Origin of the sequence: Rhodococcus sp. 05-2255-3B1 (assembly GCF_002258545.1) — a bacterium.
Taxonomy (GTDB): Bacteria; Actinomycetota; Actinomycetes; order Mycobacteriales; family Mycobacteriaceae; genus Rhodococcoides.
This window is the reverse complement of record NZ_NOZC01000042.1, coordinates 71,285-90,717: the sequence shown is the minus strand read 5'-3', so window position 1 is coordinate 90,717 and position 19,433 is coordinate 71,285. Positions and strand designations below refer to the sequence as shown.

General features: G+C 65.1%; 21 protein-coding genes and 1 riboswitch. Of the genes, 14 read left to right on the top strand and 7 right to left on the bottom strand.

Translation table 11 applies throughout. The features are described from left to right. The 3 genes from CH249_RS26165 to CH249_RS26155 form a co-directional block, all read right to left on the bottom strand. On the bottom strand, window positions 1–246 hold a 246-nt coding region (locus CH249_RS26165), incomplete at its 3' end, for a hypothetical protein (protein WP_143544595.1). 265 nt (window positions 247–511) lie between these two features. Continuing rightward, window positions 512–1,066 (bottom strand): DUF6764 family protein, encoded by a 555-nt coding sequence (locus CH249_RS26160; protein WP_176459253.1) that lies wholly within the window; start codon window positions 1,064–1,066, stop codon window positions 512–514. Window positions 1,067–1,625: 559 nt separating this feature from the next. Then, entirely contained in the window at window positions 1,626–2,090 is a 465-nt protein-coding gene (locus CH249_RS26155; protein WP_176459254.1) for a tRNA (cytidine(34)-2'-O)-methyltransferase, read from the bottom strand. Between the two features lie 33 nt (window positions 2,091–2,123). Here CH249_RS26155 and CH249_RS26150 point away from each other — a divergent pair, with 33 nt between their 5' ends. Genes CH249_RS26150 through CH249_RS26140 form a run of 3 tightly spaced genes read left to right on the top strand, consistent with a single transcriptional unit; the run spans window position 2,124 to window position 3,975 of the window. Then, window positions 2,124–2,732, top strand: coding sequence for a pentapeptide repeat-containing protein (locus tag CH249_RS26150; protein WP_094645353.1), 609 nt, complete (start codon window positions 2,124–2,126; stop codon window positions 2,730–2,732). 56 nt (window positions 2,733–2,788) lie between these two features. Beyond that, the gene (locus CH249_RS26145; RefSeq protein WP_032397475.1) at window positions 2,789–3,646 is read left to right on the top strand and encodes a bifunctional methylenetetrahydrofolate dehydrogenase/methenyltetrahydrofolate cyclohydrolase; all 858 of its coding nucleotides are present in this window, start codon (window positions 2,789–2,791) and stop codon (window positions 3,644–3,646) included. A gap of 11 nt (window positions 3,647–3,657) precedes the next feature. Then, window positions 3,658–3,975, top strand: a complete 318-nt coding sequence (locus CH249_RS26140; RefSeq protein WP_045195859.1) for a DUF3017 domain-containing protein — start codon at window positions 3,658–3,660, stop codon at window positions 3,973–3,975. Window positions 3,976–3,990: 15 nt separating this feature from the next. Here the strand turns inward: CH249_RS26140 and CH249_RS26135 are convergent, their stop codons facing one another. After that, entirely contained in the window at window positions 3,991–5,139 is a 1,149-nt protein-coding gene (locus CH249_RS26135; RefSeq protein WP_373453515.1) for a homoserine O-acetyltransferase, read from the bottom strand. Beyond that, window positions 5,133–6,482: a bifunctional o-acetylhomoserine/o-acetylserine sulfhydrylase gene (locus tag CH249_RS26130; protein WP_082073732.1), complete on the bottom strand. Its 1,350-nt coding sequence runs from the start codon at window positions 6,480–6,482 to the stop codon at window positions 5,133–5,135. The genes CH249_RS26135 and CH249_RS26130 overlap by 7 nt, the downstream gene beginning before the upstream one ends. A gap of 172 nt (window positions 6,483–6,654) precedes the next feature. Further along, window positions 6,655–6,777: riboswitch (SAM riboswitch) on the bottom strand. Between the two features lie 334 nt (window positions 6,778–7,111). Between CH249_RS26130 and CH249_RS26125 the strand changes: the two genes are divergently transcribed. Continuing rightward, complete coding sequence (locus CH249_RS26125; RefSeq protein WP_032398222.1) at window positions 7,112–8,251, top strand: MFS transporter; 1,140 nt, start codon at window positions 7,112–7,114, stop codon at window positions 8,249–8,251. A gap of 12 nt (window positions 8,252–8,263) precedes the next feature. Here CH249_RS26125 and CH249_RS26120 read toward each other — a convergent pair whose 3' ends face one another. Then, window positions 8,264–9,307, bottom strand: a complete 1,044-nt coding sequence (locus CH249_RS26120; protein ID WP_094683118.1) for an ABC transporter substrate-binding protein — start codon at window positions 9,305–9,307, stop codon at window positions 8,264–8,266. Between the two features lie 172 nt (window positions 9,308–9,479). On the opposite strand from CH249_RS26120, the gene CH249_RS26115 reads away from it, so the two are divergent. The 9 genes from CH249_RS26115 to yhjD all read left to right on the top strand — a co-directional run bounded on the left by CH249_RS26115 (window position 9,480) and on the right by yhjD (window position 17,410). Continuing rightward, a complete protein-coding gene (locus tag CH249_RS26115) occupies window positions 9,480–10,154 on the top strand; it encodes a response regulator transcription factor (protein ID WP_045195854.1) in 675 nt (224 codons plus the stop codon). Beyond that, window positions 10,151–11,125: a HAMP domain-containing sensor histidine kinase gene (locus CH249_RS26110; protein WP_094683117.1), complete on the top strand. Its 975-nt coding sequence runs from the start codon at window positions 10,151–10,153 to the stop codon at window positions 11,123–11,125. The genes CH249_RS26115 and CH249_RS26110 overlap by 4 nt, the downstream gene beginning before the upstream one ends. Window positions 11,126–11,213: 88 nt before the next feature. Continuing rightward, window positions 11,214–12,644 (top strand): DUF4153 domain-containing protein, encoded by a 1,431-nt coding sequence (locus CH249_RS26105; RefSeq protein ID WP_094683116.1) that lies wholly within the window; start codon window positions 11,214–11,216, stop codon window positions 12,642–12,644. 40 nt (window positions 12,645–12,684) lie between these two features. Beyond that, on the top strand, window positions 12,685–12,969 hold the full coding sequence (locus CH249_RS26100) for a DUF6412 domain-containing protein (protein WP_094630129.1): 285 nt from the start codon (window positions 12,685–12,687) through the stop codon (window positions 12,967–12,969). Window positions 12,970–13,031: 62 nt separating this feature from the next. After that, window positions 13,032–13,370: a DUF6412 domain-containing protein gene (locus CH249_RS26095; RefSeq protein ID WP_141214722.1), complete on the top strand. Its 339-nt coding sequence runs from the start codon at window positions 13,032–13,034 to the stop codon at window positions 13,368–13,370. A gap of 63 nt (window positions 13,371–13,433) precedes the next feature. Continuing rightward, complete coding sequence (gene yidC / locus CH249_RS26090) at window positions 13,434–14,336, top strand: membrane protein insertase YidC (RefSeq protein WP_094683115.1); 903 nt, start codon at window positions 13,434–13,436, stop codon at window positions 14,334–14,336. 71 nt (window positions 14,337–14,407) lie between these two features. Beyond that, window positions 14,408–15,214 (top strand): exodeoxyribonuclease III, encoded by an 807-nt coding sequence (locus tag CH249_RS26085; RefSeq protein ID WP_082074005.1) that lies wholly within the window; start codon window positions 14,408–14,410, stop codon window positions 15,212–15,214. Window positions 15,215–15,285: 71 nt separating this feature from the next. Beyond that, the gene (gene trpS, locus CH249_RS26080) at window positions 15,286–16,326 is read left to right on the top strand and encodes a tryptophan--tRNA ligase (RefSeq protein WP_032397468.1); all 1,041 of its coding nucleotides are present in this window, start codon (window positions 15,286–15,288) and stop codon (window positions 16,324–16,326) included. 64 nt (window positions 16,327–16,390) lie between these two features. Continuing rightward, window positions 16,391–17,410, top strand: a complete 1,020-nt coding sequence (yhjD, locus tag CH249_RS26075; RefSeq protein WP_045200025.1) for an inner membrane protein YhjD — start codon at window positions 16,391–16,393, stop codon at window positions 17,408–17,410. Between the two features lie 22 nt (window positions 17,411–17,432). On the opposite strand, the gene CH249_RS26070 is transcribed toward yhjD, so the two are convergent. Next, window positions 17,433–18,743, bottom strand: coding sequence for a D-alanyl-D-alanine carboxypeptidase family protein (locus tag CH249_RS26070; RefSeq protein WP_094683114.1), 1,311 nt, complete (start codon window positions 18,741–18,743; stop codon window positions 17,433–17,435). A gap of 240 nt (window positions 18,744–18,983) precedes the next feature. Between CH249_RS26070 and CH249_RS26060 the strand changes: the two genes are divergently transcribed. Continuing rightward, on the top strand, window positions 18,984–19,421 hold the full coding sequence (locus CH249_RS26060) for a hypothetical protein (RefSeq protein WP_094683113.1): 438 nt from the start codon (window positions 18,984–18,986) through the stop codon (window positions 19,419–19,421). Window positions 19,422–19,433 lie beyond the last annotated feature (12 nt).

The following is a 19,433-nucleotide window of genomic DNA, read 5'->3' as shown; positions in this document are numbered from 1 at the left end:
CAATGGGAGTCGGGTGTGCAGGGCGACGCCGACCGAGATATACGATTCGGCGACCGTCGCCGAGCACCCCAACGCGACGGCCATTTCGGTGCGCCCGTACCGGCTGTAATGCTTGTGTTCGGCGTCGTGGGTGATCCAGCTCCGATGGACCTCGTAGCAGGCGGTGATCTTGCGGGCGGCCTGCCGATTCTCCGCACGCGCGGCAGCGGTCAACGCCTCCAGTGACACAGCTGGCAGTGCACCCATCTTTCACCCCCCGGTGAGCAGCATTTCAGAACGTGCGTTCGAACCGAAAGAAGACTAACCCGGGCCACCGACAAGAAACGGAAGGGCGGTTGGGGAGTGCCGACTTGTATGCCCGAAGGCGGTGATCGGCCGGTGTACGGGCTGTCGTCACGCCGATCGAGAAGTCCGGCCACACCGTATATGTCGGCGGAGCCGATTACCTCGACGAGTTCGTGTCGGGGTAATCGGCTCCGTTCGACTGAATATCTGTTGTGGAACCGGGCAATCAGCTACCGAGGACGCAGAACTGGCCGCTCGTGAGGTTCAGTGCCAGAGACAGGGGTCCCACACAATCGACGCCCTGAGCCTCCGAGGTAGCGCCGGATCCCCACCCGGCGACTGCGAGGGTTGTCTGCCCGGCATCGGCCCACGAGTGCGCGATTCCGCCACCGAGTGCCAGTGCGTAGGCAGTGCCCGCATTCTTGCTCGCTCCGAGGGCGACGCCGTATCCGTTGGCGTACGTGGTCGTCGCGCCGGGGCCGTCGTTGACGCTGACTGCGGTGCCACTGTCGGCAGCACCTGCGGTGGCCCGTCCGGTGCCGTTCGAGGTCGCTCCGCAGCTCGCGGTGTCGTCGACCTGGATGTCGTTGGCCGAAGGCGGAGACACGCAGTTGACGGGGGCTGCCGACGCAGTGGCCGTGCCCGACAGGGCGGCGACCGTCAATCCCGAGCCCATGGCGAATATTGCTGCGGTGCGGGCAATTCGACTGGAGAACCGACTGGATGTGCGCGCGGAGGAGGAGTTGGCGGACGAGAAACGGGGCAGGGAAACAGAGAACAAAAGAAAGCTCCTTCACGAGCGAAAACGGGCCGGTGCGGCACACGGTACCCCGCCCCGCCAGTCCATGGCAGCAAGCAGGCGCAGTTTGTGTAACGGTGCCGCAGGCATCCGGTGACGGATCGCCGTAGAAGTCCGGTTTCGCGCACCCCGGCTGCCGCGGTTGGGACCGTCCGAGGCATGTTCACGTCGCCATCGTGCTCGGTGTCCGATGTGGCGAATTCTGTTCCATCACTTGATATTCGCGTGCATCGAATAGATCTCTTGCTCGTGCCCGAGGTGGCTGGGGGCTCCGAGCGGCAGCAATCCTGGATGCCGGGCGAACGAAAGAAAATCGTTACCGGGCAGCTGCCGATTGTCGCCGACGATTTGTCGACGCTCACAATGAGTTTCACCGCCGATACCGAAGGCAGCCGTTCGCCTCCGTCGGAGAGTTCTACGGAGTGGTGCAGGTCGTGCACCGGCATCCCGACAACCGCATCCGGGTCGGCAACACGGTCGGTCGGCCGCGAGTACGGCGTCGCCGGCTGTCCCGGTCAGCGCGCGTTCCGACGCAGTCCCGTCAGACGCTGCCTTCGTACCCGTGTTGCCGCCATGCTTCGTACATCGTCACTGCTGCCGCGTTCGCCAGATTCAACGATCGGCGGCCCGGAATCATCGGAATACGGAGTCGATCGGTCACGTGTGGGTCGTCCAGGACGTCGTCGGGCAATCCTGTGGGTTCCGGTCCGAACAGGAGGACGTCGCCGGGTTCGTACGCGACGTCCGCGTAGGACCGGGAAGCGTGCGCGGTGTAGGCGAACACGCGAGTCGGTGCGAGCGCCGACCAGGCCGAGGGCAGGTCCGCGTGCACCGTCACCGAGGCCAGATCGTGGTAATCCAAGCCTGCCCGCTTGAGTTTCGGCTCGGACATGTCGAAGCCGAGCGGGCCCACCAGATGCAGTTCGCAGCCGGTCCCGGCGACCAGGCGTATTGCGTTGCCGGTGTTCTGTGGAATGCGGGGCTCGAAGAACATGAGTCGAAACACCCGGTTCACTCTGCCATCACGAGCCCGGGAAGTATGGGGCAGGTGGACGACGAACAGACGATCGGTGAGGATTTTTCCGACACGCGGCTCGACGGGCAGGAGTGGACCGGCAGGCAGTTCGTTCGATGTACCTTTCGCGACGCGGACATGAGCGGCGTCCGAACCGACTCGGTGGTGTTCTCCGAATGCGACTTCACCGGTACCGACCTGACCGAATCGGTTCATACGAACTCTGCATTTCGATCGTGCACTTTCACTCGGACCAATCTGCAGCACAGCACTTTTCGCCATTCGACCATGATGGGCTCCGTGTTCGTCGACAGTCGCATGCGTCCAGCGACCTACGACGAAGTCGACTTCACCCTCGCATCGCTGGGCAACGCGGACCTTCGCGGCCTCGATCTGACGGGGTGCCGGATGCGGGAAGCGAACCTCGTGTTCGCAGACTTCCGGAAGGCAACCGTGCGCTCGGTCGATTTCTCGGGTGCCAGGGCAATCGATGCGAAGTTCGACGAGGCGGATCTTCGTGGAGCCGTCGCCGACGCATCTCTGTGGGTGAGCGCGAGCGTGCGCAACGCGAAGATCGAGCTGATGCAGGCGGTGGCCTATGCGGCAGCTCATGGGCTCGTCGTCGAGGGTTGACGGTGGTGATCGGACCGGTGCGCCGCTGCTGACGCCGAACCTGGAACAATGACCGGGTGACTGCAACGATTCTCGATGGCAAAGCGACCCGTGACGAGATATTCGTCGATCTCACCGCCCGCGTGGCAACGCTGCGTGAGAAGGGCATCACCCCAGGTCTGGCGACCGTGCTGGTGGGCGATGATCCGGGTTCGGCCGCGTACGTCCGGGGCAAGCACAACGACTGCGCCAAGGTCGGCATCACCTCGATTCGTCGCGATCTGCCCGCGGACATCACCCAGGCAGATCTCGAAGCCGTCATCGACGAACTCAATGCCAACCCCGAATGCACCGGCTACATCGTCCAGCTGCCCTTGCCGAAGCATCTCGACGAGAACGCTGCGCTCGAGCGAATCGATCCGGACAAGGACGCCGACGGTCTGCACCCGATCAATCTCGGACGGCTGGTACTGGGCAAGGATGCCGCACTGCCGTGTACACCTCGCGGGATTGTGCACCTGCTGCGCCGCTACGACGTTGCTCTCGACGGTGCGCACGCGGTGGTCATCGGCCGCGGAGTGACGGTGGGGCGACCCATCGGCCTGTTGCTCACGAGGCGTTCCGAGAACGCAACAGTGACGTTGTGCCACACAGGAACTCGTGATCTGGCCGCCGAGGTCTCACGCGCGGACATCGTCATCGCTGCTGCCGGAGTACCCGGGTTGATCACTGCGGACATGGTCAAGGCGGGTGCTGCGGTGCTCGACGTCGGGGTCACCCGCACCGAGGACGGACTGCGCGGCGACGTCGCAGGCGATGTCGCGGAGGTGGCCGGATTCCTGTCGCCCAACCCCGGAGGTGTCGGCCCGCTGACGCGGGCCTTCCTGCTCACCAATGTCGTCGAACGCGCCGAGCGCGTCGCTGCCGAGAGCTGAGCGAACCGGACGTGAACCATCCAGAGGATGCGCGGCGGGAGCTCGACACAGGATTTCGCGCTGCAGTCACGCGCAATCTACCGATCGTCGCAGTCTCGGTCGTCGTCCTCGCCGCGCTGATTCTGGTGCTGGCCGATCGCTGGCGGCGCGGCGCATTCATCTTCGGATGCGCCGCACTGCTGGCGGCCGTCCTGCGGCTGTGCCTGCCCGAAACACGAGTCGGCACACTGCAAGTGCGCAGTCGCGTGTTCGATGTGCTGGCGCTGGGCTGCGTCGGCGGAGCGATCGTCTTTCTGTCGCTGTCGATCGATCCGCTGGGGACCGACTGACCTTGTCCGGCGGTGTCAGCGCCGTCCGAGGCGGGCCAGCTCCATCGTCTCGGCGAGCAGCTTCGCCACCGAATCGGCCTCGGTGAGGAAACCGTCGTGTCCGTCGCGAGACTGGATCACTTCGAGTCCACGGCACTGCGGGAGTTCGCGAGCGATCTCCTTCTGCAGGCGAAGCGGATACAGGCGATCGGAGTCGACTCCGCCGACGATCGTCGGAACCGGCGTGGACGCAAGGGCTTCGGCCACTCCGCCGCGACCACGGCCCACATCGTGACGGTTCATTGCCTCACTGAGCAGTACGTACGTCGCCGCGTCGAACCGGTTGACGAGTTTGGCAGCCTGATGCTCCAGGTAGCTCTGCGCGGAGTATCTGCCGCCGGCCCACGGGTCTTCGTCGTTCTGCGGTGTGTTCCCGAACCTGTTGTCGAGTTCGCTCTCGGTCCGGTACGTCAGGTGCGCGATGCGTCGCGCGATGCCGAGTCCGGCGGTCGGCGAGGTGCCGGTGTCGTGGTAGTTGCCGCCGAGCCACCCTGGATCGGCCTTGATCGCGGCGATCTGTGTCGTCTGGGTACCGATCTGGTCGGCAGTTGCCCTGGCGCCGACTGCCAGGACCAAGGCGGCCGCCACTCGGTCGGGATGGCCCACGATCCATTCGAGAGTGCGCATCCCGCCCATCGAGCCGCCGACGACGGCTGCGAACCGCTCGATTCCCAGTACGTCGGCCACGGCCGCCTCGGCAGCGACCTGATCACGGATGGAGATGTCCGGGAAGCGAGATCCGTACGGCATGCCGTCGGGAGAAATGCTGCTCGGGCCCGTGGTCCCGCCGCAGCCGCCGAGCACGTTCGTCGCCACGACGCACCACTCGTCGGTGTCGATGGGGCAGCCGGGACCGACCATTCCGTTCCACCAACCGGGCAGAGCGTGATCGGCATCCGGCGGACCGGATACATGAGAGTCCCCGGTCAGGGCGTGCTCGACGAGCACGACGTTGCTGCGGTCGGTGGCGAGTTCGCCCCAGCGTTGCACCGCGACGGTGACCTGGGGGATTCGAGCGCCGTTCTCGAGATCGAGACCACCGATGTCGATGGTTCCCAACCGCCCGTCCGGAGACGGAAGTACCGCCTCCGGACGAACGCCTGTGTCGCAGCTGTGGCTCAAGATGCCGCCGCGCTGAATCCGACCTCGAGGTCGGCGATGATGTCGTCGATTCCCTCGATGCCCACGGCGAGACGCACCAGGCCGGGAGTGACACCCGACGCCAGCTGCTCTTCCGGAGTCAGCTGGGAATGGGTGGTGGAAGCGGGATGGATGACGAGTGAACGCACGTCTCCGATGTTAGCGACGTGGCTGTGGAGAGTGAGTGCGTTGACGAACTTCTTGCCCGCGTCAACGCCTCCCTTCAGCTCGAACGCGATGATCGCGCCCTGCCCCTTCGGCAACAACTCCTGCCCGCGCTGGTACCACGGCGAGGATTCGAGTCCGGCGTAGTTGATCGAGACGACGTCGTCGCGACCGGCGAGGAAGGCGGCAACCTTCTGTGCGTTCGCCACGTGCCGCTCGATCCGAAGGCTCAACGTTTCCAGACCCTGGCTGATGAGGAAGGCGTTGAACGGCGAGACCGCAGCACCGATGTCGCGCAACAGTTGAACGCGTGCCTTCAGCGCGAATGCGGGCGCACCGAGATCGGCGAACACGACGCCGTGGTAGCTCGGATCCGCGGTGGTGAAGTTGGGATGACGGCCCTGCGTCCAATCGAACGTCCCGCCGTCCACGATGACGCCCGCGATCGCCGTTCCGTGGCCGCCGAGATACTTCGTCGCGGAGTGCACCACGATGTCGGCCCCGTGCTTCAACGGCTGCAGCAGGTACGGCGTCGCCACCGTGTTGTCCACGATCAGCGGGATGCCGTTCTCGTGGGCCACGGCCGAGATCCCCGGGATGTCGAGAATGTCGTTCTTCGGGTTCGAGATCGACTCGCCGTAGAACGCCTTGGTCGACGGAGTGATCGCGGCACGCCACTGCTCGAGATCGTCGGGATCGTCGACGAACGAGACGGTGATGCCCAGCTTGGGGAGCGTGTAGTGGAACAGGTTGTACGTGCCGCCGTAGAGCCGCGGGCTCGACACGATGTGGTCGCCTGCCTCCGCGAGATTGAGGATCGCGAACGTCTCGGCGGCTTGACCCGATGCGAGCAACAACGCCGCGACTCCACCTTCGAGGGCGGCGATGCGCTGCTCGACGACATCCTGCGTCGGGTTGATGATGCGGGTGTAGATGTTGCCGGGTTCTGCCAGGCCGAACAGGGCAGCTGCGTGATCGGTGTTGTCGAACGTGTACGAGGTGGTCTGGTAGATCGGCAACGCACGAGCCTTGGTGGTGCCGTCCGGAGTCTGGCCCGAGTGGATCTGCTTGGTCTCGAAGCTCCAGTCGGCGGCAGGATCGGTGAACGGATCCTCGGTGGGGGCCCCGGTGGCGTCGACGACGTCCGGTGTGGAATCGGTCATGGCTGGTGATACTCCGTTTTCTTTGGACGAGTCCGTCTAAGACGATTCGAATGTCGAATGAAGCTCGAGAAGTCGAGCGCTACGGGGCGTATCGGTACAGCAACACATGAGAGAACCTCCTGACAGGCTTCGGACCCTGGGGGCCGAAGGTTCAGTGGGTCCGCTTCCTGCGGACCCGCGCTTGTCGATACGGCACTCGCATACCGGATCGGCCTGGTCGTTCACCCGGGGCACCCCACCGCGGTTGGAGGGTTGCCGGCCAGCAAGCCGGGGCTCGATGCTGGCACTCATGACCTGGCGAATATCCTAGCGGGTGACGGCACATCACCGGAACAAGGGCTCGGCCGGAACTCGAGCAGATGCTCGGGTGAGGACTATCACCGCTCGTAGACGCGAAAACGGGACACCTTCGGGAAGACAATTGACCGGAGCTACGTTCCTGCTTCGGTCGGCCTTCTTTCACAGGCTCGACTCCAGGACGCTTCCTCTGCCCCCGATCTCCACACGAAGGTTGTATTGCTGTGACTGTCACCGATTCCGCTCTTGCCCGAGTCAGCGCTGCGCGCGGCAAGGTGTCGAGTGGCCTGAGTGTCAGTCACCGACCGCACTCCACCCGCCGCAAGCTCGCGATGCTGGCTCTGTCCATCGGCGGCTTCGGAATCGGCACCACGGAGTTCGCGTCGATGGGTCTGTTGCCGGACATCGCGACGACGATGGGGATCTCCGAGCCCTCGGCCGGCCACATGATCTCCGCGTACGCGCTCGGTGTGGTCGTCGGTGCCCCGACCATCGCAGCCCTGGCTGCCCGCGTTCCGCGCCGGATGTTGCTGTTGGCGCTGATGGTGGCCTTCACCCTCGGAAACCTCGGCACCGTGTTCGCGCCGAGCTTCGACGAGCTGGTGGCCTCGCGATTCGTTGCGGGTCTGCCGCACGGTGCGTACTTCGGTGTTGCGGCCCTGGTCGCTGCCCACCTCGCCGAACCCGGCAAACGAGCCAAGGCCGTGGCGATGGTGATGATGGGACTCTCGGTCGCCAACGTCGTCGGCGTACCGGTGGCGACCTGGATCGGGCAGGCGCTGGGATGGCGCAGTGCGTTCACTCTCGTGGCCGTCATCGGTGCCCTCACCGTCGCCGCGCTCGTTCTCTGGATGCCGCGACTCGACGCGATGCCGACCACCAGCCCCATCACCGAGCTCGGCGCACTGCGCCGCAGCCAGGTGTGGATGACCCTGTTCGTGGGCATCGTCGGATTCGGCGGCATGTTCGCGGTGTACACCTACATCGCGTCGACGCTGACCGATGTCGCCGGGCTGGCCCGCGCACTCGTCCCGGTCGCCCTGATGATCTACGGCCTGGGAATGGTCGCCGGAAACTACGCGGGCGGATGGCTCGCCGACCGTTACCAGCTCAAGGGCACCTTCGTCGGCCTGGCCGCCACTGCCGTGTTCCTTGCGGTGTTCGTCGTGGCCGCACACAACCCGATCACCGCGCTACTGCTGGTGTTCCTCATCGGTGCGTCCGGCTCCTCGGTGGTACCCGGTCTGCAGACGAGGTTGATGGACGTGGCCGAGGACGCCCAGACGCTCGCCGCATCGCTCAACCATGCCGCGTTCAACCTGGCCAACGCCATCGGAGCGGCAGTCGGTGGTGCCGTGATCGCCGCCGGATTCGGCTACACGGCACCCGCCGCTGTCGGCTCGGGCCTGGCGGTGGCCGGTCTCGGTGTTCTCGCCACCGCCATGTGGATGGACAAGCGTTCGGCTGCGTAGAGTCGCGCCGAATCAGCCGGTGATGGTCGCGGCAGTTCCCCCGAGAGCTTCGGTCAGTGCCGGGGTGAGCTTGTCGATCACGTACGGCAGGCTGAGCACGCTGGTGAAGTAGATCGCTCCTGCCGTCACACCGTCGGTGAACACGAGGTTGCCGTCCTTCACCGGCTCGAGTGCGTTGTACACCGCTTCCTTCTCCAACTGTGCGCGGTCGCCGGGCTCCTCGGTTCCCCAGATCAACACGTCGGCCGCGTTCAGAACCGACAGGTTCTCCAGCGGGATGCTCGCCTGCGCACTGCCGTCGGCAGGCACGTACGCGTCGATGTCATCCGGGATGACGAAGCCCAGTTTCGTCAGGAAGTCCGTGCTGAACCCGTCCTGGTACGCGATCGCCTTGCCCTCGTAGAACGCGTTCTGGAGGAAGATCGCCTTCTTGCCGGCAAATTCGGGGTGGGCGGCCGCAGCGTCGACGAACTTCTGGTTCACGCCCTCGATCAATGCGTCGATCTCGGACTTCTTTCCGAGTGCACGGCCGATCTTCTCGGCCTGGATGTCCCAGGGTTCGAAGTAGGCAGTCGATGCGTCGGACTGTGCGAGCGTCGGCGCGATGTCGCTGAGCGTGCTGTAGCTCTCCGCCGTGAGACCTGCGTTGGTGGCGATGATCAGATCGGGCTCGAGTGCGGCGATCTTCTCCGTCTCGAATCCGTCGTCGTTCGAGAGCACCTCGGGCTGTGCGTCGCCCAACGCTGCCTGGGCCCACGGCCAGGTGGCGTACGGCTGGTTGCCGTACCACTCGGTGACCCCGACGGGTATCACGCCGAGTGCCAGGACCGTGTCCTGCTCGGTGTACCCGGCCACCACGACGCGAGTGGGCTCGTCCGGGACTACGGTCTCACCGAACGCGTGCTCGATCGTCACCGGGAACGCCGCCGAAACGGACGCGCCACCGGCCGTCGGCGGTGCCTCGTCGGCGGAACTCGAGCACGCAGTCAGCATTCCCGCGGTGGTCAGCGCAATCGCGCACACCGCCCAGGTTCGGTGAAGAGGTCGGATGAGCATCGAGACGCCTTTCGTAAGGGTTGGCTAACATCGGGAAGGGTAGCCGACCCTAATTTCAGCGCGCCACCGAGTCCGCCTGGCCCCGCGACGGCAAACGAGCTGCTCGAACCTTCACCGAACCTCCACATTTCCCGACGGGCTCCTCCACGTGCGCCCTCTAGGGTCGATTCTCATGAGCCGCACAGTTCTCGTCGTCGACGACGAGCCCACGATCTCCGAGGCCGTTGCCGCCCGGCTGCGCGGCGAAGGGTACGAGGTCGTCACGGCCGCCGACGGCCCGTCCGCCGTCGACGCGTGCGCCCGGATCGATCCCGACGTGGTGGTGCTCGATCTGATGCTGCCCGGGTTCGACGGGCTCGAAGTGTGTCGCCGGATTCAGGCGTCCCGCCCGGTGCCGGTGTTGATGTTGACGGCCAAGTCCGACGAGACGGACATGCTCGTCGGCCTGGGCGTCGGCGCGGACGACTACCTGGGCAAGCCGTTCAGTATGCGCGAGCTGGTCGCTCGCGTACACGCCCTGGTTCGGCGTGCCGAGCGTGCGGTGGCCGTCGAACCACAGGCAGTTCGAATCGGTGACGTGCAGATCGACCACCGGGAACGGCGGGTTACCGATCCCTCCGGCGACATCCATTTGACCAGAACGGAATTCGACATCCTCGCCTATCTGGCCGCGCGGCCGCGCACCGCCGTCTCGCGTGAAACCCTGCTGTCGGAACTGTGGGGCTGGGACGATTCGGCCAGTAGCAGGACGGTCGATTCTCACGTCAAAGCGTTGCGGCGCAAACTCGGTGGCGATCTCATTCGCACCGTGCACGGCGTGGGCTACGCCGTGGAGTCTCCGCGATGACGCGAATGCTGCCGCGACCGTTGGATCCGTTGCGGTCGTTCAAGCTCAAGGTCTCGCTCGTCGTGGGCACAGTGTTGGTCCTCGCGAGCGTCGTGTTCTGGATCGGGGCGGGTTGGCAGTTTCGCTACACCCTCCTCGCCGCGCTCGTCGTGTCCTTGGCCGCAACCCAATTCGTCGCCCACGGGATGACGTCACCACTGCGCGAGATGACTTCGGCCGCCAAAGCGATGGCGCGAGGCGACTATTCGACGCGAGTGCGGGCGACATCCAGGGACGAGGTGGGGGAGTTGGCCACGGCGTTCAACACCATGTCGAGTGATCTGGAAGCAGCCGAGAAGTACCGCCGCGAACTCATCGGCAATGTCTCGCACGAGTTGAAGACGCCCATCGCTGCGCTGCGTGCCGTGCTCGAGAACATGGTCGACGGGGTGACCGAGCCGAATCCCGCGACGCTGGCGGTGGCGCTGCGCCAAACCGAGAGACTCGGAGATCTGGTCAGCGAACTGCTCGACCTGTCGCGGGTGGAGGGCGGTGTGCTCACCATTGCCCCGGAGGAGTTCGCAGTGCGGCAATTCCTCGAGGATGCGACAGCCGTGCACCGCGAACGTGTGTCGATCGTCGTCTCGCCCGGTGATTCGACTGTGGTGGCCGACCGATCTCGCATGACACAGGTGATCACCAACCTCGTCGACAACGCCGTGCGGCATTCCCCCCATTCGAGCACCGTTACGGTACGGGCCCATCGGATCGGCGGAGCGTATGCATTCGACGTCGTCGACCAGGGTCCAGGCATCGCGCTCGCCGATCGCCATGCGGTGTTCGACCGATTCACCCGCGGCGGATCCACCGACGGCGGAACAGGTCTGGGCCTCGGCATCGCGCGCTGGGCCACCGAACTGCACGGCGGAACCATCGAAGTTCTCGACAGCGAATTCGGCTGCCACATCAGAGTGGCCATCCCCGAACACTGACTTGCTCGATCCATCCGAACCGCGACTGCACGTCCCCGGACCGCAGCCGCCGACCTTCCATGCCCGAAACACAGAAAAAGGAAGCGCCATGACCACGATCGACACTCCGGTTCATCCGACTGCGAAGCACGGTCACTCCTTCTGGGGGCCTCGCACCTGGCCGGTGCTGAGGTATGCGCAGGCTCCCCGCGCGGCGCTTCTCGGGTCCGCTGTTGCCGGGCTGATCGGTGCAGTGACGTTGGTGGACAACATGTTCGGTGTGCTGATCACCGCCCTGGCCGTCGTGGGCGTTGTGCTCGCAGCGCGCAGAGGCAGGCTCACGCGGTGGGAATGGGCGGGGGTGGCAGGAGTGCTGGCATTGGCGAGCGTGTCGGTACTGCGCGAGGCCGAGTGGATCGTGACGATGTCGACGACGCTCGCCATCGTGGTCGCGGTGGTGGTCCTCTCTCGTGCCTGGACATGGACGGGAATCGCACTCGGCGCTCTGGTGCCGGCCTTTCTGCCGGTGCGCGTGGCTCGGTGGACCCGACGCGGAGCCGGTTCGATCGATTTGGAGGGGCCACGGCCGGTGCGGATCGGCATGGTCTGCATTGTCACGATCGCGCTGCTCGTCGTGTTCGCGGCGTTGTTCGGTGCGGCCGACAAGCGTTTTGCGGATGCGCTGAGTGCGGTGACACCCGAGTTCGATGCCGCGTCCGTCGTCGGGCGCATTGTCGTTTTCGTTCTCACCGCAGCAGGTGCGCTCGCCGTCACCTACGTCGCGCTGCATCCGCCTCGGTTCGATCGGCTCGCACCGTCGCCGCGTCGAACAGTGCAGTTGTGGGAGTGGATGGTTCCGCTCGGGGCGGTGGTGGCCCTGTTTGCCGTGTTCGTGGGGTTTCAGGTGCCGACGTTGTTCGGCGGGCAGGGACACGTCCTCACCACCGAGGGTCTGACCAATGCCGAATACGCCCGACAGGGCTTCTGGCAATTGCTCGCGGTCACGGTACTGACACTGCTCGTCATCGCTGTGACGGTCGCGAAGGCTCGACGAGAAGACCGGGGAGATCGCATCGCACTGCGGGCGTTGCTCGGAGCGCTGTGCCTGCTGTCGTCGGTGATCGTTGCGTCGGCCCTGCATCGAATGTCGTTGTACGAGCAGCAGTACGGCTACACGACGCTCAGGTTGTTCGTCACGGCTGTCGAGTGGTGGCTGGGATCGGTGTTCGTACTGGTTCTGGTGTCGGGCGTGCGGATGTCGGGGCGCTGGCTACCGAGAGCCGTGGGCGTCGGTGCAGTTCTGACCGTGCTCGCGCTGGCCGCCCTGAACCCGGATGCGTACATCGCTCGGCACAACGTCGATCGCTTCGAGCAGACCGGACGCATCGATACGTCCTACGTGGGTGGGTTGTCGGCCGACGCCGACGCGGAGCTCGACCGACTGCCGAAGTACGTGCGTCCGTGTGTACGGGCCCGCGGTCCGGTCATCGTCGGCGACACCTGGCACCTGTGCACGGACCCCTCGGTATCTGTACCCTGAGCAACGACTCGGGTTCAGTGACACACCAGGGAGGTGCGCGATGCGATACCAGAGCATGGTCGTCACCTCGCTGCTTCTCGTGGCGCTGCACCTGACGATGCCGACCGCAACCGCAGATTTCGCCCTGCTTCTCGTTGCGGCACTGACGACGCTGATGCTGCTCGCGCACCGCGTCGATGTTCCGGCACTGCTGCGCCTGCTGCCGATTATCGGCCCCGCCGCAGAGGAACGCCACCGTCGAGGTGCGTTCCGGCGTCAACATCGACCGGATGCCCCTGGACGCCCGCAGCCGCGCGCGCCCGGTATGCCGGTGGGGGCACTGTAGCTCGAAAGTTCCCCCACGCCTTCGCAACCCGTTGTCCGCGAGGCTGTCACGAGGAACCGAAGATGCTCGATTCTCGACCTGTCCACATGGCGATTCGACGCTACGCCGGGACGCTGGTCGGCGTCCTGGCCGTCCTGCTCGTCGTCTTTGCCGTCGTCGACGCCCAACCCGCCGCACAGATAGCGATGTTCGGTGCGCTGGTCGCGGCGTCCCTGGTCGTGCTCGGTGCGCCGTCCGACCTCGCACTGATCGCACCGCTGTCGTCGTGCGCTGCAGGCGCCGACGGGCGGCGACTTCGGGGATCGTTCCGCAGGCAACAGCAACCCGATGCGCCAGGTCGCCCCATGCCCAGAGCACCCGGTCCGGTCCGTGGACCGGACCGGTGGCTCCACTTCGTCTGAGCCACTGCGAGATCCGGTCGAGACGCCAACCGACCGACTTCTCTCACAGTGAGGTGCTCCACCATGCTCGATTTCGTCTACTATCCCGTCTCCGCCGTGCTGTGGTTCTGGCACCGAGTCTTCGGGTCCGTGCTCGGCCCCGACAACGGTGTCGCCTGGGCCCTGGCGGTGATATTCCTGGTGTTCACACTGCGGGCGCTGCTGATCAAGCCGTTCGTCGGCCAGATTCGTTCGCAGCTCGCCATGAAGAGGCTCCGACCACAGATCGAGGCCGTACAGAAGAAATACTCCGGGGACCGTGCTCGGCAGGCCGCCGAGATTCGGAAGTTGCAGCAGGAGTACGGTTTCAACCCGTTGATGGGGTGCCTGCCCCTGCTGGCGCAGGGCCCGGTTTTCATCGGTCTGCTGCACGTGCTGCGCTCGTTCAATCGAACCGGAACCGGATTCGGCCATCTGGGTATGACGGCGCAGGAGAATGCGAACACTGCGAATTACGTCTTCAGCGCCGCCGATGTGCAGTCCTTTCTCGACGCACGCCTGTTCGGCGCGCCGATCTCTGCGGCCGTCAACAGTTCTCGGGAGGTGCTCGAGGCCTTCGGTCCGTTCGGTGGAGTGCCGTCGGTGTGGAGCATCGCGTTCGTGGCGGTCCCGTTGATGATCGTCGCTGCGGTGGCCACGCACATGAACTCGCGGGCGTCCGTCGCCCGGCAGGACGCAGCGGCGCTCGCCAACCCACAGACCGCGATCATGAACAAGCTCGTGCTCTGGGTGTTCCCGGCGGGCGTGCTCGTCGGCGGGCCCGTGCTTCCGGTCGCGGTGTTGTTGTACTGGGTGAGCAACAACATCTGGACCTATGCCCAACAGCACCTCGTCTACCGACGCATCGACCGAGAACCGAGTATCTCGCCGGAGGTCACATCGGTGGTCACCGCCCCGAAACCAGGGGCAAAGCCGAGGCGACGGTAGGAGCCTGCGGGAACGACCTCGATGTGCAGCCCACGTCCCGTGTGTCGGTGGGCTCCGCTACCGTCGTCGGCGTGCCGATCACTGTCTCCACTGTCAACGTCAACGGAATTCGCGCTGCTGTTCGCAAGGGCATGCTGCCGTGGCTCGAGGCCACCGATGCCGACGTCATCTGCTTGCAGGAAACCCGCGCCAACGACGGGGAACTGACCAAGGCGCTGGCCCCGGCCCTCGATGCGGGCTGGCATCTGGCCTCGGCGGAGCCGTCCGCGAAAGGCCGCAACGGGGTGGCCTTGCTGTCGAAGGCGGCTCCCGATGCCATTCGTACCGGTATCGGGGCCGTCGAGTTCGCCGATGCCGGTCGCTACATCGAAGCCGACTTCGGCGACGTCACCGTGGCCAGCCTGTATCTGCCGTCGGGTGAGGTGGGTACCGAGCGTCAGGACGAGAAGGAACGTTTCATGGCGGCTTTCGCGAAGTACCTGGCGAAGACGGCCAAGTCCGCGAAGTCAGAGAATCGCGATGTGGTGGTCTGCGGCGATTGGAACATCGCACACACCGAGGCCGATCTGAAGGCATGGAAGACCAACCGGAAGAACTCCGGTTTTCTGCCCGAGGAACGGGAGTGGGTGTCGCGGTTGCTCGCCGAGAAGGCCCCGTGGACCGATGTCGTCCGGGTGCTGCACCCGGGTGTCGAGGGTCCGTACAGCTGGTGGTCCTACCGCGGCAAGGCCTTCGACAACGACGCCGGCTGGCGGATCGACTATCAGTTGGCCACCAGTGATCTGGCCGAGCGTGCCAAGGAAGCGATCACCGAGCGGGCCGAGGCGTACGACCAGCGATGGTCCGATCATGCTCCGGTAACCGTGCGCTATCGCTAGAGCGGAGCCTGCGGGTGACGATCTCGGCAGGCAGGAAGTGGGCGTCGATGGGGTCGTGAAAAGATTGCATCATGTCTTCTTCCGACTCCATCGACACTCCGCAGGGTCCGCGTCGGCGGGTGCTCTCCGGCATCCAACCGACTGCCGATTCGTTTCATCTCGGTAACTACCTGGGTGCGGTGCGGAACTGGGTGGAGTTGCAGGACGAGTTCGATGCGTTCTACTTCATCCCGGACCTGCATGCGATCACCGTGCCGCAGGATCCCAAGGAGCTTCGTCGCCGTACCCGTGTGGCCGCAGCGCAGTTGCTCGCCGTGGGCATCGATCCGGAGAAGTCGACGCTGTTCGTGCAGAGTCAGGTGCCCGAGCATGCACAGTTGGCGTGGGTTCTGAACTGCATCACCGGATTCGGCGAAGCTGCGCGGATGACGCAGTTCAAGGACAAGTCCGCCAAGCAGGGTCGCGATCACACCAGCGTCGGACTGTTCACCTATCCGATTCTGCAGGCCGCCGACATCCTGCTCTATCGGCCGAATCTGGTGCCCGTGGGTGAGGATCAGCGGCAGCACCTCGAGTTGACTCGCGATCTGGCACAGCGTTTCAACACGCGGTTCAAGAAGACGTTCGTCGTGCCCGATGCGCACATCATCAAGGGCACCGCGAAGATCTTCGATCTGCAGGATCCCACCGCGAAGATGAGCAAGTCCTCGTCGAATCCGGCGGGCATCGTCAACATCCTCGACGATCCGAAGGTGTCGGCGAAGAAGATTCGTTCGGCCGTGACGGACAACGAACGCGACATCGTGTTCGATCCGGAGAACAAGGCGGGCGTCAGCAACCTGCTGGTGATTCAGTCTGCCCTGTCGGGCGCGAGCATCGACGATCTGGTTGCCGGGTACGCGGGTAAGGGGTACGGCGACCTCAAGTCCGACACCGCCGACGTTCTGACCGAGTTCGTCGTTCCCCTGCGGGAGCGGATGGACGGGTTCATGGCCGATGTGGCCGAACTCGATCGCATCCTCGCGGCCGGTGCGGATCGAGCCAGGGAAGTGGCGAGTCGAACGCTCGCTCAGGTCTACGACAGGGTGGGTTTCCTGCCGCCGGGTGCATAGCATCTACGGCACACCGCGGCGACACGATCCGACAGCAGGCGACGACAGCGAGAAGGTGAGTGCCATGCCAGATTTCAAGGCGATCCTCGAAGACCGGCGCAAACGGTGGCCCTGGCTCGATCACACTGTTGTTGCGGCACAGCGGTATCAGGGTCAGAAGGGCGATTACTACGCGGCAGGCATGACGTACTTCAGTGTGTTGGCCTTGTTCCCACTGCTGATGGTCGCCTTCGCGATCGCTGGGTTCGTGCTGGTGAATCAGCCCGAGTGGCTTGCCGAGATCCAGTCGCAGATTGCCGAGAACGTTCCCGGCAGTTTCGGCGAGACGATCAATTCGCTGATCCAGACGGCCATCGAGTCACGGACCAGTGTCGGCATCATCGGTCTGCTCGGTGCCTTGTATGCGGGTCTCGGTTGGATCGCGAACCTGCGCGAGGCACTGACCGCCATGTGGGAGAGCCAGCACGAGCAGGGTGGATTTCTGGCTACCAAGGCCAAGGATTTCGCTGCGCTGCTGGGGCTGGGGACCGCGCTGGTGCTGTCGTTGGCGTTGTCGGCACTGGCCGGAGGTGGGCTGATGCGCAGCATTCTCGAGTGGGCCAATCTCGATTCCGTCCCGGGAGTGGGCGTGGCCCTGCGCGTCTTCTCGATTCTTCTCGCGCTTGCAGGTACCTGGGCGTTGTTCACCTGGGTGATCTCGCGTTTGCCGCGCGAGCCGGTCTCGTGGCACAGCGCAGCCAAAGGAGCCTTGCTCGCTGCCGTCGGGTTCGAGATCTTCAAGCAGCTCGGTGCCATCTACCTGGCCTCGGTGACGAGTGGCCCAGCAGGGGTGGTCTTCGGACCCATCATCGGTCTGCTGGTGTTCGTGTTCACGACGTCACGGCTGGTGCTGTTCTCCACGGCGTTCGCTGCGACCACTCGCGAAAGCCTCGCCGAGGCGCATGTTCCGGCACCGGAGCCGGCGGTCATCAACACCAGGGTCGAGGTCAGCGAAGGGCCGGGTGTGACGGGCGGTCTGGCGCTGGTGGGTGCCGGTGCCCTCGCTGCGCTCGGCGTCGCAGGATTGCGCAACAGACGCCGCTGATCGCTCTGTCGGTCGAGCCGGCTCAGCGGTTGCGTGACAGCCGTCGAGCTCCCCACAGCAGCCCGATCACCACGATCGAACCGATGACACCGATCGCGATGCGAACGACGGTGTCGCCTTGGGCCTGCATCTCCGACTGGCGGGAGCTCGACCCGGACGCCGATGCGGGCGGCTGGGCGAGCGTCGGACCGGCCGCGGGCGTGCGCGTACTCGTCACCGCGGATGTCGATCGCGGCTCCACGAGTTCGCCGACGCCGCGGCCGGAATCGAGCGCGAACCCGTAGTCCAACAGGCGGGCCGCCTGCTCCCACGGCCGGATCGGCAACACGTCACCCTTCATGATCGTCACGACCAGACGCCTGCCGCCCCGCTCTGCTCCTGCGACGAATGTCTGGCGCGCATCGTCGGTGTACCCGGTCTTGCCGCCGAGAGCTCCCTCGTAGTTGTAGAGCAGCTGATTGTCGTTGGAGAGGGCGAACCCGGGTCGGTCTTGGTCGTCCGGGATCGTTGGGTCCCTCGGGTAGCCGGGAAACTGAACGGTTTCGGTCGAAATCAATTGCGCGAAGGTCGGATTGCGCATGGCCGCGCGGTAGATCAACGCCAGGTCGTAGGCCGAGCTCGCCATGCCGGGACCGTCGAGACCGGACGGCGTGGCGGTGCGCGTGTCGAGCGCACCCAGTTCTGCGGCCTTGGCATTCATTTTGTCCACGGTGGCCGCTTCCCCGCCCAACTGCCTGGACAACGCGTGTGCTGCATCGTTTCCCGATGCCATCACCAGACCCTGCATCAATTCGAGATTGGTGTAGACACCGTTCTTCCCGATGCCGACGGCACTGCCCTCGGCGTCGGCGTCCTCTGCGGTCGCGGTGATACGAGAGTTCAAATCCAGCTCGTCGAGGGCGACGATCGCAAGCAGCACCTTGATAGTGCTCGCCGGCCGGTACCGACCGTGCGGATCCTTGGCGGCCAGTACTGAGCCGGAGTCCATGTCGGCCACCACGAACCCGGTGGCCGAGATATCGGCAGGCAACGGGGGAGACCCGTCCGGCAGCACCGCCCCACATTCGGCGAGCCGGTCGCCGCCGACGGCCTCGGCGGGAATCGGGAGTGGTTGCGGGGCAGTGCTTCCAGGTGCCGGTACCTCGGACAGATCGATCGCCGGGGGCGGTGACGCGGCGAACGGGCAGCTGTCGGTGTCCGGCGTCGTGAACGGCGGTGTCGTCGTCGGAACCGGAGGCTCGGCGGCCGGCTGTGCCAGGGCAGGTCCAGCACCGATTCCGACGAGCGCAATCGATACCGCACATACAGCCGCGAAACTTCTGATCCTTTTCATCGCGAATCACCATAGGCGCTCGGGGGTCGGTCGACGTGGCGACCCACCGGCGAGCATCACCCGAACCACCCTGGTTCTCGTCCCGACATCGTCACCGGCAACGGTCGAACGTCGACCCACGAGCCCGTCGCGAGTATGAGAACTCGCTCATGTTGTGCTCCTTCGGTTCTCACGTTCGACCGCGATCGTTGAGTCATCACCGAAACGGTGGCCCACAGAACTCGGATCGAAGGAGCAGACATGAGAATGCCAGGAAAGTTCATGATCGTCGGTGCAGCAGCCGTTGTCGTCACCCTCGGAAGCGTCGGCGCACTCGCGATCGCCGACGACGACCCCACCCAGCAGCGTCCGTCCTCGATCTCGGTGGAACAGCCGCTGCCGGAGGCAGATTCGGCTACGAACCCGCCGGCAGCTCCCCAGCAGCCCGCGCCGACCCAGATCCCGGACGACCGCTACGACGACGACTGGGACGACCGCAACGACGACTGGGACGACCGCAACGACGACTGGGACGATCGCAACGACGATCTGAACGGTCGTGACGACGACTGGGACGACCGCAACGACGATCTGGACGGTCGTGACGACGACTGGGACGATCGCAACGACGACCTCGACGACGATCTGGACGACGACGATCTGGAAGATGACAACGACGACAACGATCGGGACGACTGATACTCGATCGGT